The 16,623-nt window shown below is 60.9% G+C and carries 13 protein-coding genes and 1 tRNA gene; all 14 read left to right on the plus strand.

Translation table 11 applies throughout. The features are described 5' to 3' along the window. Positions 1 to 80: 80 nt before the first annotated feature. The 14 genes from E4633_RS08730 to rplT all read left to right on the plus strand — a co-directional run bounded on the left by E4633_RS08730 (position 81) and on the right by rplT (position 16,601). Positions 81 to 1,910, plus strand: coding sequence for a chitobiase/beta-hexosaminidase C-terminal domain-containing protein (locus E4633_RS08730; RefSeq protein WP_135869868.1), 1,830 nt, complete (start codon positions 81 to 83; stop codon positions 1,908 to 1,910). A gap of 347 nt (positions 1,911 to 2,257) precedes the next feature. Continuing rightward, a complete protein-coding gene (locus tag E4633_RS08735) occupies positions 2,258 to 4,084 on the plus strand; it encodes a chitobiase/beta-hexosaminidase C-terminal domain-containing protein (RefSeq protein ID WP_246037987.1) in 1,827 nt (608 codons plus the stop codon). Positions 4,085 to 4,357: 273 nt separating this feature from the next. Further along, entirely contained in the window at positions 4,358 to 4,888 is a 531-nt protein-coding gene (locus E4633_RS08740; protein WP_135869869.1) for a hypothetical protein, read from the plus strand. A 250-nt stretch (positions 4,889 to 5,138) separates the two neighbouring features. Next, complete coding sequence (gene hybB, locus E4633_RS08745; protein ID WP_135869870.1) at positions 5,139 to 6,383, plus strand: Ni/Fe-hydrogenase cytochrome b subunit; 1,245 nt, start codon at positions 5,139 to 5,141, stop codon at positions 6,381 to 6,383. A 123-nt stretch (positions 6,384 to 6,506) separates the two neighbouring features. Continuing rightward, positions 6,507 to 7,043, plus strand: a complete 537-nt coding sequence (locus tag E4633_RS08750) for a thermonuclease family protein (protein ID WP_135869871.1) — start codon at positions 6,507 to 6,509, stop codon at positions 7,041 to 7,043. 502 nt (positions 7,044 to 7,545) lie between these two features. Beyond that, positions 7,546 to 8,694: an iron-containing alcohol dehydrogenase gene (locus E4633_RS08755; RefSeq protein ID WP_135869872.1), complete on the plus strand. Its 1,149-nt coding sequence runs from the start codon at positions 7,546 to 7,548 to the stop codon at positions 8,692 to 8,694. Positions 8,695 to 8,725: 31 nt separating this feature from the next. Next, the gene (locus E4633_RS08760) at positions 8,726 to 10,384 is read left to right on the plus strand and encodes an ATP-binding protein (protein WP_135869873.1); all 1,659 of its coding nucleotides are present in this window, start codon (positions 8,726 to 8,728) and stop codon (positions 10,382 to 10,384) included. A 28-nt stretch (positions 10,385 to 10,412) separates the two neighbouring features. Continuing rightward, complete coding sequence (locus E4633_RS08765) at positions 10,413 to 11,945, plus strand: sigma-54-dependent transcriptional regulator (protein ID WP_135869874.1); 1,533 nt, start codon at positions 10,413 to 10,415, stop codon at positions 11,943 to 11,945. A gap of 110 nt (positions 11,946 to 12,055) precedes the next feature. After that, entirely contained in the window at positions 12,056 to 13,156 is a 1,101-nt protein-coding gene (locus tag E4633_RS08770) for a glycosyltransferase family 9 protein (protein WP_135869875.1), read from the plus strand. An 88-nt stretch (positions 13,157 to 13,244) separates the two neighbouring features. Beyond that, positions 13,245 to 13,319 (plus strand) — tRNA-Val (locus tag E4633_RS08775). Positions 13,320 to 13,414: 95 nt separating this feature from the next. Next, positions 13,415 to 15,325, plus strand: coding sequence for a threonine--tRNA ligase (gene thrS, locus E4633_RS08780; protein ID WP_162604966.1), 1,911 nt, complete (start codon positions 13,415 to 13,417; stop codon positions 15,323 to 15,325). Positions 15,326 to 15,336: 11 nt separating this feature from the next. Beyond that, complete coding sequence (gene infC, locus E4633_RS08785; protein WP_135869877.1) at positions 15,337 to 15,855, plus strand: translation initiation factor IF-3; 519 nt, start codon at positions 15,337 to 15,339, stop codon at positions 15,853 to 15,855. 27 nt (positions 15,856 to 15,882) lie between these two features. Beyond that, positions 15,883 to 16,080: a 50S ribosomal protein L35 gene (gene rpmI, locus E4633_RS08790; RefSeq protein WP_129128247.1), complete on the plus strand. Its 198-nt coding sequence runs from the start codon at positions 15,883 to 15,885 to the stop codon at positions 16,078 to 16,080. 167 nt (positions 16,081 to 16,247) lie between these two features. Further along, on the plus strand, positions 16,248 to 16,601 hold the full coding sequence (rplT, locus tag E4633_RS08795; protein ID WP_015720525.1) for a 50S ribosomal protein L20: 354 nt from the start codon (positions 16,248 to 16,250) through the stop codon (positions 16,599 to 16,601). The last annotated feature ends 22 nt before the right edge of the window (positions 16,602 to 16,623 follow it).

Consider the following 16,623-nt stretch of genomic DNA (forward strand, 5'->3'; position numbering starts at 1 on the left):
AAGGGACTATTTCAAAGCTGAGTGGTTTACCCCAATGGTTGGGCGTTTTCCCTCAGCACTAAACAAAGGAGGTAGTAAAGATGAGAAAGTTGTTCGCAGCACTCACCTGCCTCGCCATGCTCCTGGCACTCTCCGTGCCGGCAGCCCTGGCGGGCAGACCGGTGGCCGACAAGACTGCGCCGACCACCACCGCTTCACCGTTGGGCGGCACCTTCACCAGCGCCGTTACCGTGACCCTCTCGGTCAACGAGGCAGCCACCACCTACTACACGACGAACGGCTCAACCCCGACGACCGGCTCCACCGTGTACGGCGCGCCGCTCACCTTCAGCGCCACCACCACGCTGAAGTACTTCTCCAAGGATACCGCCGGTAACCTGGAGACGGTGAAGTCGCAGACCTACACCATCTCCGGCGGTGGCGGCACGACGACCCACGCCACGCTGACCTGGACCGGCTACTCCATGTGCTCCACCTGCCACACGAGCCAGGCCCAGGCGATGTACCAGGGCGTGCACTACCAGTGGAAAGGTTCCGCAGCCGAGATGACCACCGGCCCGACCACCCAGGGGAAGATGGACGCAACCGACGGCTCCTCCGCACTGAACGCCTACTGCATCAACATCCAGGGCAACTGGGGCCCCTGCGGCGCCTGCCACGCGGGTACCGGCGCGAAACCGGTCGCGACCGCCAACCCGTCTGCCGCACAGCTTGCCTCCATCGACTGCCTCATGTGCCATGCCGACGCCACCAACGCTCCGTACAGCCGCGTGCGTAACGCTACCACCGGCCTCTTCGAGCCGGCCGCCGGTCTCGACATGAACCTCGTCGTGCAGAAGGCCGGCCAGAAGCCGACCCGCAAGAACTGCCTCGGCTGCCACGCGAAAGCGGGCGGCGGCGACGCCGTGAAGCGCGGCGACATCGCACTTGCCTCCGGCACCACCTCCGACGTCCTCTACGACACCCACATGGCGATGGGCAACGGTGGCAACATCCAGTGCCAGGGGTGCCACACCTTCACCGGGCACCGCGTTGCCGGTCGCGGCTCGGACCTCAGGCCCGAAGACAGCACCCTCGAGGTCACCTGCTCCACGAGCGCGTGCCACCCGACCAAGACCACCGCAACCGGTCACGTGACGGCTGCGGTGAACGACCACATTTCCCGCATCGCCTGCCAGACCTGCCACATCAACAAGTACGCGAAAAACGCAAACGACACCGCCAACACCGAGGCGACCGAGACGAACCGCAACTGGCAGGTTGGCGAGTGGAACGCGACCCTGAACCGCTACGAGCCGATGCCTACCAAGGCAAACGACCTGATCCCCAAGTACGCCTTCTGGAACGGCACCTCCTGGGGTAACAACGCGTTCAACGCCGCCGTGCTCGACAGCGCAACCGGCGCTTACAAGATCTCCCGCCCGGTGGGCGCCATCACGGACCCGGCCGGCACCAAGCTTTACCCGTTCAAGTACAAGACCGCCAACCAGGCCCTTGCCAACGGCAAGGTGGTCACCATCTCCACCGCCACCTTCTTCGCCACCGGCAACTACGACCAGGCCGTTAAGGACGGCATGGTGTACATGGGTCTTCCGAGCACCACCGCGTACAGCACCGTCACCACCGACGAGCTGCAGGTGCTGAACCACCAGGTACCGCCCGCGACCGGCAACGTCCTTGCCTGCGCCGCGTGCCACCCGAACGCTTCTGCCACCCAGCTCAAGCTGATCACCAACATGGGCTACGCCCTCAAGGCCGCCCAGTCCGTGGTTTGCGCCCAGTGCCACACGCTGAAGGCGTACTCCGGCGACTACGTGTCCTTCCACGGTCGCCATGTTGACACCCGCGGCAACGACTGCTCCTGGTGCCACACCTTCTCCCGTCCGGAGAAGGGTCTGAAACTTCCTTAGCAGCAACTCAACCGGCGGGGGCGATCGATAGATCGCCCCCGTTCTTTCGCTCGCCCTTGAGTTTCTTCCCAAGCCGTCGCCGTCGTATTACCCGAGATACATCCGTAACTTTGAATAATTAGATTTTCTGTTGGAATGATTAGTGCTGTTTAATTTAGTGTGTTGTGGTTCTTGCCATGCAATGTTTCGTTTTCCGTACGGGTAGGAGGGGGATCCCCGCGTTATCACGTGTTTTTGTCGAAAGGGGATCAAGTAGGTGCCGCATGCCGTGAGTTCACGAGCTGGGGGAGATTGCCCAACAGGTGGGACATTTCACCCAGCCATAGCCAAAAGGAGGAGACAACGAAATGATGAGAAAATTGTTCGCAGTACTCACCTGTCTGGCCATGGTGTTGGCCCTGTCCGTCCCGATCGCCCTGGCGGGCAGACCGGTGGCCGACAAGACCGCGCCGACCACCACCGCTTCACCGCTGGGCGGCACCTTCACCAGCGCCGTCACCGTGACCCTCTCGGTCAACGAGGCGGCCACCACGTACTACACGACGGACGGCTCCACCCCGACGACCGGCTCCACCGTGTACAGCGCGCCGCTCACCTTCAGCACCACCACCACGCTGAAATACTTCTCCAAGGATACCGCCGGCAACCTGGAGACGGTGAAGTCGCAGACCTACATCATCTCCGGTGGGACCTCGACCCATGCCACGCTGACCTGGACCGGCTACTCCATGTGCTCCACCTGCCACACGAGCCAGGCCCAGGCGATGTACCAGGGCGTGCATTACCAGTGGAAAGGTTCCGCGGCCGAGATGACCACCGGCCCGACCACCCAGGGGAAGATGGACGCTACCGACGGCTCCTCCGCACTGAACGCCTACTGCATCAACATCCAGGGGAACTGGGGCCCCTGCGGCGCCTGCCACGCGGGTACCGGCGCGAAACCGGTCGCGACCAGCAACCCGACTGCCGCGCAGCTTGCCTCCATCGACTGCCTCATGTGCCATGCCGACGCCACCAACGCTCCTTACAGCCGCGTGCGTAACGCGACCACCGGCCTCTTCGAGCCGGCCGCCGGTCTCAACATGAACCTCGTCGTCCAGAAGGCGAACCAGAAGCCGACCCGCAAGAACTGCCTCGGCTGCCACGCGAAAGCGGGCGGCGGCGACGCCGTGAAGCGCGGCGACATCGCGCTTGCCTCCGGCACCACCTCCGACGTCCTCTACGACACCCACATGGCGATGGGCAACGGCGGCAACATCCAGTGCCAGGGGTGCCACACCTTCACCGGCCACCGCGTCTCCGGCCGCGGTTCCGACCTCAGGCCCGAAGACAGCACCGTCGAGATGAACTGCTCCACGAGCGCGTGCCACCCGACCAAGAGCACCGCAACCGGTCACACCACCGTCGACGTCAACCGCCACGTGACCCGTATCGCCTGCCAGACCTGCCACATCAACAAGTACGCGAAGAACGCGAACGACACCGCCAACACCGAGGCGACCGAGACCCATCGCAACTGGCAGGTGGCCGAGTGGAACGCGACCCTGAACCGCTACGAGCCGATGCCGACCAAGGCCAACGACCTGATCCCCAAGTACGCCTTCTGGAACGGCACCACCTGGGGTAACAACGCGTTCAACGCCGCCGTCCTCGACGCAGCCACCGGCGCTTACAAGGTCTCCCGTCCGGTCGGCGCCATCAGCGACCCGGTCGGCACCAAGCTCTACCCGTTCAAGTACAAGACCGCCAGCCAGGCGCTTGCCAACGGCAAGGTGGTCACCCTCTCCACCGCCACCTTCTTCGCCACCGGCAACTACGACCAGGCCGTGAAGGACGGCATGGTGTACATGGGGATTCCTAGCACCACCGCTTACAGCACGGTGACTACGGACGAACTGCAGGCGCTGAACCACCAGGTTCCGCCGGCGACCGGCAACGTCCTTGCCTGTGCGTCCTGCCACCCGAACGCTACGGCAACCCAGCTCAAGCTGATCACCAACCTGGGCTACGGCCTCAAAGGGCCCACCTCCGTTGTCTGCTCTCAGTGCCACAACGAGAAGAGCCCGCGTGACTACGTGAGCATGCACAACCACGTCAACGTGAAAGGGTACGACTGCTCGCTGTGCCACAACTTCTCCCGCCCCGAACGCGGCCTGAAGATGACGCCCAACTAGCCGCCCGTCTTACTTTCAGTGGCGCAACCGGCTCTGCATCATCGCGAAGTTTCGCGTGCATGGGCTGCATGCGGCACCTGAATAACGCGAAAGAGGCAAAGATACATATGTCGAACGAGCGGCAGACATATCAGTACGGTGGGTGCCCAAGCGGGCGCCCACCCCTTTTATTCACAATGCTGGTACCGGATATGCTCGCGTTCGCATCCGGCAGCAACAACCACATGCGTTGCATCAACTGCAATCCGAATATCCGTGAAATTGGAGGGAAAGATGGTTCGCTTCGCCACTCGTATGTTTCTTGTAATTGCGCTGGTCTGGGTCTTTGCGGGGGCGCCGCCACATGCGGCAGGCGCGGAACCTGGTAAGTATCTGGTCGAGATCGCCGATGTCGGCAAAAGCGGCGAACTGGCCGCATCGCTAAAGGAGAAGGGATACGCCGCCTCGGTACCAGCTAAAAACATGTGGGTGGTCGATCAGCAGAGTAACTGCGCCGTCTGGATCGGCAGGAACGTTCCGCTCGACATGCTGCGCGTCGTCATCCCCGAGGCGATCAAGTCGAACCCTTATCTGAAATTCTTCTACGTTGTCGGGGACCGCGGTGAGAAGCCGCCGCAGTCGGTGGACAACACCGTGCACGTCGGGGGGAGCATCGAGGCGGCGCTTGTTAAAAAGCTGAACGTGATCGACCAGAAGGAGATGCTTGCCGCTCTGAACAATGCATCGGATCTCGCCGCGCTGCACCAGTTCCTGCACGAAAAGAACAAGCCGATAAAGGATGATAAGGAGAAGGCATCACCCTAGACGCTGCGCGCGCCTTCGCCAAAAAGAGACCGCCTTCCGCATGCCGGGGGCGGTTTTCTCATGGCTGCGATTTCACGGTCTTCCCTTGCCAGGTCGATGGAAAGCTCCGGCGCTTCAGGAACCCTCATGCCTCTCATACCGGTGCTCCCCGTCCGCCCGGAAACGGCGGTATACGGAATGGTTGACAGGGGGAGGTCTCACCCCTTACACTTGCGACGTTTTCCGTAGCGCCAAGCATACAGGGACCGAGATGACCAGCGACACAGAACGCCTACCTAATGGCAATGGAAATATCCTAACCAAGTCCTTCTTCGTTCTCCTCGCCCTGTCCCTGGTCGGTCTCTTCTTCATCGCGGTCCGCTTCGTCAAGGGGATCGGCGCCGTTTCCAACTTAAGCGACGGCTACCCCTGGGGCATCTGGGTCGCCTACGACGTCGCCATCGGCACCGCGGTCACCTGCGGTGGTTTCGCCGTCGCCCTCCTGAGTTACATCATCAACCGCGGCCACTACCATTCGCTGGTCAAGTCCGCCATCCTCACGAGCCTCTTCGGTTCCTTCCTTGCCGCATCATCCATCGTAGTCGAGATCGGCCGTCCCTGGAACGCGCACGGTTTCTCGTCCGTCACGAGCTGGCAGCCCAACTCCGCCTTCTTCGAGCTGACCCTTTGTGCGCTCGGATACCTGATCGCGCTTTCCCTCGAATACCTGCCGAACCTTTTGCGCCTCATGGGACGGGGCACCCCTACGGCGCTGCGCACCACGATCCTTGCTGCACTCATGCGCAGGGGGCTCGCGGCAAGAAGCGAGGAGGGGAGTGCTGTTCCCGATCGCAGGCTCTCCGACGGGATCAACAAGGTCCTCATCTTCATCGCCCTCGCGGGGATCGTGCTCCCGACCGTGCACCAGTCTGCGCTCGGCTCGCTGATGCTGATCGCCTCGACGAAACTGCATCCGCTTTGGCACAGCCCGTTCCTGCCGCTTTTGTTTCTCATCAACTGCATATACTTCGGTTACGCCATCGTCATCTTCGTCTCCATCCTTTCCTCTTTCGTCCTGGAGCGCGGGTTCCACAACGCGGAGCTTGCCGCCGTCGGGCGGATCATCCCGTGGCTCACCACCGCATGGCTCACGATAAGGATCGGCGACATCATGCGGCGTGATCAGGTCGCGGCCGTTTTCCACGGCGATTTCTACTCCATATTCTTCCTCGCCGAGTGCTTTCTCATGGCCATAGGGGCGATACCTCTTTTCACCGTGGCGAGAAGGCACTCGCCGCGCCGCCTTTTTCTTGCCGCCGTAGTTATGCTTGCAGGGGGCGGGCTGTACCGCTTCAACGTTTACCTGATTGGATTCAACCCCGGCAACGGCTGGCATTATTTTCCTTCCTTTGCCGAAGTGATGATTGCAGTAGGCATCGTCTCGATCGAGATACTTGCCTATCAGCTGCTCATCAAGTGTTTGCCGCCGCTTCCGGCAGAGCAATTCCGTTCATGAGCATTGCGTTGAGATTTTTGTTTTGCTAACATGGCGCCAGCTACAGATGGGTCATGGTGCAATAAGTAAGGGGGAGCTTTTTTGAGAAAGGCGGGCGGTTTTTTCGTATTCTTGTCGTGCTGTATGCTTCTTCTTGCCGCTCCGGCGCTCGCGGTAGACCCGCACCATCACGGCAACATCATCGAGGGGCTCGTAGTAGGGGTGAGCGAGGGGGACCGCATCACCGTCAATTCCTTCGGAACCGAAATACCGGTCCGCCTCTACGGCATCGCCGCCCCCCAGACCGCGAAGATCGACAAGTTCACCGGATGGTACAAGCCGGGGCAGCCTTACGCCGAAGACGCTTTCCGGGCCCTCTCCATCAAGGTGCTGCACCAGATGGTCAAGATCGAGGTGAAACAAACCCTGCTTTTCAAAACGCAGCCGAACCAGATTGCCGTTGCGGTCGTCTATCTTGACGGGCGCAACATAAACCTCGAGATGCTCCACGAGGGGTGGGCCTGGGCCTACCGCAGACTGCTAAGCCGCGCCGACCACCCGCAGTTCTTCTCCGAGGAGCGGATGGCCCGTGCCCGCCGCAACGGCCTGTGGATCCAGGAAAACCCCCAGGCTCCGTGGGAGTTCAAGCCGCAGGTGAAGATCAAGGCCAAACAGAGCTGATGCACCCCGGGCGCACCGCGCCTCCTCTTATAACTCCGCTTCCACCCCGGCACGCCTTCCTCCTGTTTACAGCTAAATAGAATATCAACGCCCCGACGCCGCCCCGGAGCGTGTCCCGTTTCGGTAGTGCAAGTTAAGTGCTTAAATCGACGGCCACTTTTTCCACTCCGGTCCATCGACCCCTCCGCGCCGGTTTCCCTTGGTGTTCCATTATGTGACTTTTTTGTGTTCCAAAAAGTGACAATTGTTAGATATTGTGACACTATATAGGCGTCGCGTGCGCCGGAATCAGGACGCCTTTTTGCCGATTCTGCAAAAGTTAAAAAGCCGTCTCACAGTTTTGTATTCAAAGCATTAGCCGCTATCGCTCATTAGAATCCGGCGCCGCGCGGGTGCGTGATCGCCGTATTGGTATCGATCTTGCCTGTGTATACAAAACGCGCCTGCCATGGGTTCGGCCGGTTGGCCGGCAAAGCGGCGCAGAACCTTCAGGAGTCGAACGATGGATATCAGCAAGTTCGTGGCACCGGAGATCATCTTCGGCAGGGGCTCATTGAGCCAGATCGGTGAGAGCGTAGTGCGTCTGGGCGTCTCCAAGGTGTTCCTGGTGAGCGACAACGACGTCATCTCCGCGGGGTGGGTGGACATAGCGGTCAGGTACCTGCGCGCGGCGGGGCTCGAGACCGTTATCTTCGCCAGTCTCACCAGTAACCCGAAGGACTGCGAGGTCACCGAAGGTGCCGCACGTTACCTCACCTCAGGCTGCGACGGCATCGTCTCGGTTGGTGGCGGCAGCCCCACCGACGTCGCCAAGGCGATCGCCACCATCGCCTCCAACGGCGGGCGGCTGAAGGACTACGAGGGGATCAACAAGATCTCCACGCCGCTTCCCCCGATGGTCATCGTCCCGTCCACGGCCGGTGCCGGTTCCGAAGTGAGCCAGTTCACCATCATCGTGGACACGGACCGCAAGCTAAAGATGTCCATCATCTCGCGCTCCCTCATCCCCGACATCGCCATCGTGGATCCCGAGCTCCTGAAGACCAAGGACGCGAAGCTTGCCGCCGCCACCGGGGTCGACGCGCTCACGCACGGCATCGAGTCCTACGTCTCGCTCGCCGCCACGCCGCTCACCGATATCCACGCGCTGAAGGCGATCCAGCTCATCTCCAAAAACCTAAGGCGCGCCGTCGCCGAGAGAAGCGACATGGAGGCGAACACCAACATGGCCATGGCGAGCCTCACCGCCGGTCTTGCCTTCTCGAACGCCATCCTCGGCGCGGCCCACGCCATGACGCACCAGGTGGACGGCCTTCTAGACCAGCACCACGGCGAGACGAACGCCTCGATCCTGCCCCATGTCATGCGTTTCAACCTGCAGGCCTGCCCGGATCGTTTCCGGGATATCGCCGTCGCCATGGGCGAGGATGTAACCGGGCTCGACGACATGGCCGCCGCGGAGCGCTCCATCGAGGCGGTCAAGCGTCTCATCGAGGACATCGGCCTCGCCAAGGGGCTCTCGGAGCTCGGCCTCAAGGAGGAGTTCATCCCGCTTTTGAGCGAGAACGCGACCAAGGACGCCTGTCTCGTCACCAACCCGCGCATCGCCACCCGCGAGCAGATCATGGAGATCTACCGCAACGCCATGTAGGCCCTAAGGGCCGGTCCTCAAAGGAAGCAACGTGAAAAACAGGGGCAAGCTGCTCGAACAACTGACAGGTGTCGATTCCTCGAAGCTCAACTACTACGTCGAGCTGAAAAAGAGAAACCAGGACGTGCTGAAACAAAACAGCCGCCTGGAGATCCTGCAGCAACTAACCCGCGACATAAACATCGACATGTCGATCGGGGACATCATCGAGAGGGCCTTCAAAAAGCTCCCCGAGGCGCTTCCTTGCGACTTCCTCGCCCTGGCCAAGCTGCAGGATGGAAAACTGAAGCTCATTGCCGTCTCCCCGAGGGACTTCACCGATCTCGGCTACATCCCGAAGCAGTCCGTCATCTGGAACGCCTTCCGCGACAAGGGTGCCACAAGCTACAACCCGATGCAGGACCCGCTTTGTCTGGCGCGGATGACCAAGAAGCACACGGAACCCTTGCGCTCCCTCGCCGCGGCACCCCTTTTCGAGCGCTCCTCGGTCACCGGCCTGCTCCTGCTCGGGAGCACCATCGATGCCGCCTACGCCCGCGCCGAGCTGAACTTCGTGCAGCACCTGGCCGACCAGCTCGCCATCAGCATGCAAAACGCCCGGCTCTACAAGCAGGTCTCCCGCGCCAAGAAGGAATGGGAGGCGACGTTCCGTGCGGTGACCGACCCCATTTTTCTGATCGATACCGATTACAACGTGCTATTGCACAACGGGCAGCTCCCCCCCGGCATGAGCACGCACTGGAACAGGGCCATCACCAACAAATGCTTCGCCAAGCTGAAAGGGACGGCAGAGCCGTGTCAGAACTGCCCGCTCCAGGAGATCAAGGCGACCGGCAAACCGGTTTTCCAGCAGTGGAACACCCCGGAAGGGGAGTCCCTGGAACTCTCCTACTACCCGGTTTTCAACGAGGAGAAGCAACTCGCCGCGGTCACCATCATCATGAAGGACGTGACCAAGAAGCTTAAGATGGAGGCCCAACTGGTACAGTCCGCCAAGATGGTCGCGCTTGGCGTCATGGCGGCCGGGGTCGCGCACGAACTGAACAGCCCGATGACCGTGATCATCGGCACGGCGCAGATGCTCGCCCGCGACATGCAGGAAGACGAGGACACCGAGCGCGCCGAGGCACTCTCCGACATCATAAATTGCGGGCTGCGTTGCAAGCGGATCATCCAGAACCTCCTTACCTTCTCCCGGCAGGACCAGGCCCCCTTCACCCCTGTCAACCTGAACGCCGAGGCGGAACGTGTCCTCGACATGATCCAGTACCAGATCAACCGCAGCCAGATCGCGATCTTCGAGCACTTCGACCGCGAGCTCCCGAAGATCAAGGCGAACGGTCCCCAGATACAGCAGGTGCTCACGAACTTCCTGATCAACGCGCGTGACGCCCTCAACGATATCGAAGGGAAAGAGAAGGTTGTCGAAGTGGCAACCTCGCTGCGCATCGAGGGGGGGCGCCGCTGGGCGGTGCTAAGCGTCACCGATAACGGCGTGGGGATAGCGCCGGAAAACGTTTCGAAGATCTTCACCCCGTTTTACACGAGTAAGGAAGCGACCAAGGGGACCGGCCTCGGCCTCTCGGTCAGCCTCGGCATCGCGGAGTCCCACCACGGCAGGATCGAGGTGGAGAGTACGCTTGGTCAGGGGAGCTGTTTCAGTCTGGTGCTGCCGGTAGACGAGGCATGATTATTCAATATGAACTGTGGAGCAGGCCGTGAGTGATTCTCTAACGCAGGTTTTGATAATAGACGACGAGAGGGATGTCTGTACCTTCTTCAAGCGCCTCCTGGCGCGCAAGGGGTACGATGTGGTGACTGCGGCGAACGAGCCGGAGGCGATGGCCGCACTGGAGACGGGGCGCTTCAACGTAGCCCTGGTCGATCTCAAGCTCCCCGATACCGACGGCATCACGCTTTTGGAGATCATCAAGTCGCGTCAGCCTGACTGTGAAGTGATCATCATGACCGGCTACTCGACGGTGAAAACCGCGGTCACCGCCATGCAGCTTGGCGCCTACGAATACCTCGAAAAACCCTTCGACGACATCGACATGATCGAGCAGCTGGTCGCCAGGGCCGCCGGGGCCGGCGCCGTGCACAGAAGGGGGGATGCTTCCCCCGACGAATGGGCCGAGGTCGCGCAAGGGGTGGGCTTCCGGGTCGGCAGCGCGCCCTCGATGAAGCGGATGGTTTCCCTCGCCTACAAGGTTGCCGGCAAGGATATCTCCGTTTTGATCCAGGGGAAGACCGGTACCGGCAAGGAGGTGCTTGCCCGTTTCATCCATGCCGCTTCCGCGCGTGCCGGACAGCCCTTCATCCCGGTCAACTGCGGCGCGCTTCCCGAGAACCTGCTGGAAAGCGAGCTCTTCGGGCACGAGAAAGGGGCCTTCACCGGCGCGAACCAGACCCGGCGCGGCATCTTCGAGCTCGCCAACAACGGCACCCTCCTTCTGGACGAGATCGGGGACGCGACGCCGCAGATCCAGGTGAAGCTCTTGCGCGTGCTGGAGACCGGCGAATTCATGAGGGTAGGGGGGGAGCGGCCGATAAAGACCGACGTGCGCGTCATAGCGGCGACCAACGTCGACCTCGAGCAGGCGATCCGAGAGAAGACCTTCCGCGAGGACCTCTTTTACCGCCTGAACGTCGTGCGCCTCGAGATCCCGTCCCTTAGCGCACGCAGCGAAGACATCCCGCTTTTGGCCGAACACTTCGTGCAGCAGTTGAACCGGGAACTGCGCCTTGCCCCCGGCACCGTGCGGCTATTGCAGGGGTACACCTGGCCCGGAAACATAAGGGAGCTTGCCAACGTGATGCGGCGAGCCGTCGTCATCTGTAACGGCGACACCATCCTGCCCGAGCACCTCGGGGGGACTTTTCTGGCCGGTCCGTCCGCCACGCGACGTACCGAACCCGCCGTCACCGCAGCCGCAGCGCAGACCTCCGCGGCACCCGAGGCGGAACTGGTCGAGCAGTGCGGGAGCTTTGAAGCGCTCGAGAGGATGGGAGCCGAGGAACTGAACCGGATGCTCAGCTCGCTGCGCCAGGCGCAGTCCAACCTGCTGGCCGTCATGCGCAGGAAGAAGATCGTCCCCCCCATGCACGCCCTGAAGGATTCCGAAGCCGAGACGATCAAGGAGGCGCTTTCCCAGTATGACGGCAACATCACCGAAGCCGCCAAGGCACTCGGTATTGCCCGCAATACCCTCTACAGGAAGATTAAGGAACTGGAGTTGCCGGGGCGCTGAGAAAGAAAAGGTGAGGGGGGGCGACCCGGTTGCAAAACCGCGCCGTTTTCTGTAAAGATAGGGCGCACCGGCGCCTCAGGCGCCGACGATCTTCCCATGGAGGACCCCTCTTGCAGCCGACCCTCTTGAAAAAAATAGACGCCATCGCCGGTCCCCTGCTGTCCCATCTCTTTCTGCGCCGTCGCCGCTCAGGCACCAACACCGCGCCTCAAAGCGCCCTCGTCATCCGCCCCGGCGGGATCGGTGACGCCATACTCCTCATCCCCGCGCTGCGCGCGCTCAAGTCCGCTTACCCTGCCTGCCGCATCGAGATCCTCGCCGAGACGAGAAACGCCGCCGCCTTCCAGTTCTGTCCCGGCGTCCACGCCGTGCACCGCTACGACGCACCGGGAGAGCTTGCCGCCGTCCTGCGTAACCGCTACGACCTCGTCATCGACACCGAGCAGTGGTACCGCCTCTCGGCGCTCGTCTCCCGTCTGGTGCGCGCCCGCCGTTCCGTAGGTTTCGCCACAAACGAGAGAAAGAGGCTCTTCACCGATGCCGTCCCCTACGCCCTCGACGAGTACGAGCCGTATTCCTTCTTTCGCCTGCTTACCCCGCTCGGCATCGAGGCGCCGTCTGAGCTCACCGTTCCCTTCCTTACCCTGCCACCGGAGGCGGTAGAGGGGGCTCAGCAGCTTCTGGCCTATATCGGCGAGCGCCCGTTCGTGGCCATCTTCCCCGGAGCGAGCGTTTCGCGCAAGGAATGGGGCATCGGCAGATTCCGTCAGGTCGCCTCCTCCGCCGTGCTGGCCGGATACGCCGTCGTTCTTTTAGGCGGGGAGGGAGAAGCTGAGGCGTGCGAGATGATCGCCCGATCCACCGGTGCGCTGGACCTTGCGGGGAAGGGGAGCCTCGCCGAAAGTGCTGCCGTCATCGGCAAAGCAAAGGCGCTTCTCTCCGGCGACTCCGGCCTTCTGCATATCGCAGCCGGACTCGGCACGCCGACCGTTTCGCTCTTCGGGCCGAGCGACCCCGTCAAGTGGGCGCCCAAAGGGGAGCACCACCGCGTCTTCGCCTCGACCCTTTCCTGTGCGCCATGCTCCAGGTGGGGAACCATCCCCTCCTGTTCCCATGAGGGGAGTTGCGTGGACGCCGATCCTTCCGAGGTCTCAAGGGCGCTGATCCGGCTGCTTGACGAAGCATGTGCGGTGACGCCGTCTCTCCAATGAGAAAAATTCATGTGCATGAAAATAAAACCTTGACTTTGAAACGGCGAATTGGTACAAAGTCCGAGTTCCACGAAGCAGCAATAAAAACAGGCGCGTAGCTCAGGGGTAGAGCACTAGCTCGACACGCTAGGGGTCGGCGGTTCGAAACCGCCCGCGCCTACCAATTAAACAGAGACCTTCAGTACGAGGTTCGACGGAGGCATCGAGTTTCGATGCCTCTTTCTGTTTTGTATCCTGATTTTTCAAAAGGGGTCTTGCATGAACGAGATTAAGGTCACGCTTCCGGACGGTTCCCAAAGGCCCTTGCCTGAAGGCTCCTCTATCTACGATCTGGCCGCCTCCATCGGGGCCGGTCTCGCCAAGGCCGCCATCGCCGGCAAGATCGACGGCAACCTCGTCGACTTGAGAGCGACGCTCACCGACGGTGCCCGCGTGGAGATCGTCACCGAGAAGAGCCCCGAGGCGCTCGAGATCATCAGACACTCGACCTCGCACCTGATGGCCCAGGCGGTGAAGGCGCTCTTCCCGCAGGCCAAGGTGACCATCGGTCCCGCCATCGAGACCGGTTTTTACTACGACTTTGACGTCGACCATCCCTTCACCCCGGAAGATCTCGAGAAGATCGAGGCGAAGATGCGCGAGCTTGCCAAGGCCGATCTCAAGATCGTCCGCTCCGAGCTTACCAGCGCCGAAGCCGTTGAACTCTTCAAGAAGATGGGTGAGAGCTACAAGGTCGAACTGATCGAGGATCTCGGCGCCGACAAGGTCTCCCTTTACACCCAGGGCGACTTCTCCGACCTCTGCCGCGGTCCGCATCTGCCGAGCACCTCCTGGTGCAAGGCGTTCAAACTCACCTCCATCGCGGGCGCCTACTGGCGCGGCGACGAAAAGCGCGCCATGCTGCAGCGCGTCTACGGCACCGCGTTTGGCGACAAGAAGGAACTGGAGGCGTACCTCGAGAGGATCGAGGAGGCGAAGAAGCGTGACCACAGGAAACTTGGCCGCGAGCTCGACCTCTTCTCCTTCAACGACGAGGTCGGCGCCGGTCTGGTCATCTGGCACCCGAAAGGGGCGATGCTGCGCACCATCCTCGAGGACTTCGAGAGGAAGGAACACTTAAAGCGCGGCTACGACATCGTGCTGGGGCCGCAGATCCTGAAGACCGAACTCTGGCAGCGCTCGGGCCACTACGAGAACTACCGCGAGAACATGTACTTCACCACGGTGGACGAGCAGAGCTACGGCGTGAAGCCGATGAACTGCCTGGCCCACATGATGATTTACCGCTCGCAGCTGCGCTCCTACCGCGATCTGCCGCTGCGCTACTTCGAGCTCGGCACGGTGCACCGTCACGAGAGGGCGGGCGTTCTGCACGGCCTCCTGCGCGTACGCGGCTTCACCCAGGACGATGCGCACATCCTCTGCACCCCGGAGCAGCTGGACGGCGAGATCAAGGGGGTCATCCAGTTCGTCACCGAGGTGATGGCGATCTTCGGTTTCGAGTTCGAGATGGAGCTTTCCACCCGTCCCGAGAAGTCGATCGGTTCCGATGATGCATGGGAACTTGCCACCAACGCGCTTCTGAATGCACTGAAGGATTCCGGTCGTCCCTATGAGATAAACGAGGGCGACGGTGCATTCTACGGGCCGAAGATAGACATCAAGCTGCGCGATGCTCTTGACAGAAGATGGCAATGTGCTACTATCCAGTGCGATTTTACCCTTCCGGAGCGTTTCGATCTCACCTATGTCGACGCGGATGGTGAAAAGAAACGCCCTGTCATGGTGCACAGGGTTATCCTTGGCGCCATCGAGCGCTTTATCGGTGTCCTCATCGAGCACTTCGCCGGAAACTTCCCGACTTGGCTGGCACCGGTTCAGGCGACCGTTCTCACGGTTACCGACAACCAGATTCCCTACGCACAGGCTGCCTTCGACAAGCTGCGTGCCGCGGGCGTGCGGGTTCAGAAGGATTTCAGAAACGAAAAGCTCGGCTTCAAGATCCGCGAGGCCCAGTTGCAGAAGATACCGTACATGCTGGTGGTGGGGGACAAGGAGGTCGAAGGCGGCCTGCTCGCGCCTCGTTTCCGCGACGGCAAGAACCTCGAAGCGATGACTCCCGAACAGTTCATCGGCTTCATAGAGAACGAAGTTAAAACCTACAAATAGGAGGTGGCGTCATAGCTAAACCTACAGTCAACATCAATCAGACAATCAGGGCCAAAGAGGTAAGGGTAGTAGGTGCCGAAAGTGAGCAGCTTGGTATTCTTCCGCTTCGCGAGGCTCTGGCGTTGGCTGAGAGTCAGCAACTCGATCTGGTAGAGGTTTCGCCGACAGCCGTTCCCCCTGTCTGCCGTATCATGGATTACGGCAAGTTCAAATATCAGCAGGCTAAGAAGCAGGCTGAGGCAAAGAAGAAGCAGGTGCAGGTCGAGCTGAAGGAAGTGAAGCTTCGTCCGAAGACCGATACGCACGACCTGGAGTTCAAGGTTAAGCACGTACGTCGCTTCCTGGAAGAAGGGAACAAGGCGAAGATCACCGTCGTTTTCCGCGGTCGCGAGATCACGCACCAGGAACTCGGCATGGCCGCACTGGAAAAGATAACCGCCGAACTCGCCGATATCGGCGTGGTCGAGGTAAGGCAGAAGATGGAAGGGCGTAGCATGTTCATGATCATCGCCCCCAAAGTAAAAAAATAAACACCACAACAAAGGAGTAGTAAAACAATGCCTAAAATGAAGACCCATAGGGGCGCCGCCAAGCGTTTCAGCAAGACCGGCACAGGCAAAATCAAGATGGCTCACGCCTTCACCAGCCACATCCTGACCTCCAAGACCAGGAAGACCAAGCGCAACCTCCGTAAAAGCGGCATCGTAGCAGCCTCCGACCACAAGAACATCTGCTGCCTGATCCCCTACAAATAACATCGGGACTGGGGGCTGGGGACTAGGGACTGGAACACCGGCACCGGGGTGCGCCTCGGAGCTGTTCGTCTTCAACCGCCGTTTTCGCCCGTTACCGAAGTCCGAGAACCGTGAGGAAACGTCTCCCCTTGCGGATCCGGCTAATTTAAAAACCAGAAGGAGTATGTATGCCAAGAGTAAAGCGCGGTTTTAAAGCGAGACAGAGAAGAAACAAAGTATTGAAGCTTGCCAAGGGCTACCGCGGCGCGAGAAGCAAACTGTTCAGGAGCGCCACCGAAGCGGTGGACCGCGCACTGAACTACGCGTTCAGGGACAGAAGGGTGAAAAAGCGGGACTTCAGGGCCCTCTGGATCACCAGGATCAACGCTGCGGCAAGGATCAACGGTCTTTCCTACAGCAAGCTGATCCACGGTCTGAAGCTCGCCAACGTGGAAATCGACAGGAAAGTGATGGCCGACCTGGCCGTTTCCGATCCGAAAGGTTTCGCAGCTATCGCGGCAGCAGCCAAAGCAAAATTTTAATACATACCGCGGGCATAAAGAG

The sequence above is a fragment of the Geomonas terrae genome (assembly GCF_004791675.1).
GTDB lineage: Bacteria > Desulfobacterota > Desulfuromonadia > Geobacterales > Geobacteraceae > Geomonas > Geomonas edaphica.

Bases quoted from the DNA above. Each gene is read 5' to 3' on its own strand.
- E4633_RS08730 (WP_135869868.1), top strand. From the start codon at position 81: ATGAGAAAGTTGTTCGCAGCACTCACCTGCCTCGCCATGCTCCTGGCA.
- E4633_RS08735 (WP_246037987.1), top strand. From the start codon at position 2,258: ATGATGAGAAAATTGTTCGCAGTACTCACCTGTCTGGCCATGGTGTTG.
- E4633_RS08740 (WP_135869869.1), top strand. From the start codon at position 4,358: ATGGTTCGCTTCGCCACTCGTATGTTTCTTGTAATTGCGCTGGTCTGG.
- hybB (WP_135869870.1), top strand. From the start codon at position 5,139: ATGACCAGCGACACAGAACGCCTACCTAATGGCAATGGAAATATCCTA.
- E4633_RS08750 (WP_135869871.1), top strand. From the start codon at position 6,507: ATGCTTCTTCTTGCCGCTCCGGCGCTCGCGGTAGACCCGCACCATCAC.
- E4633_RS08755 (WP_135869872.1), top strand. From the start codon at position 7,546: ATGGATATCAGCAAGTTCGTGGCACCGGAGATCATCTTCGGCAGGGGC.
- thrS (WP_162604966.1), top strand. From the start codon at position 13,415: ATGAACGAGATTAAGGTCACGCTTCCGGACGGTTCCCAAAGGCCCTTG.
- rpmI (WP_129128247.1), top strand. From the start codon at position 15,883: ATGCCTAAAATGAAGACCCATAGGGGCGCCGCCAAGCGTTTCAGCAAG.
- rplT (WP_015720525.1), top strand. From the start codon at position 16,248: ATGCCAAGAGTAAAGCGCGGTTTTAAAGCGAGACAGAGAAGAAACAAA.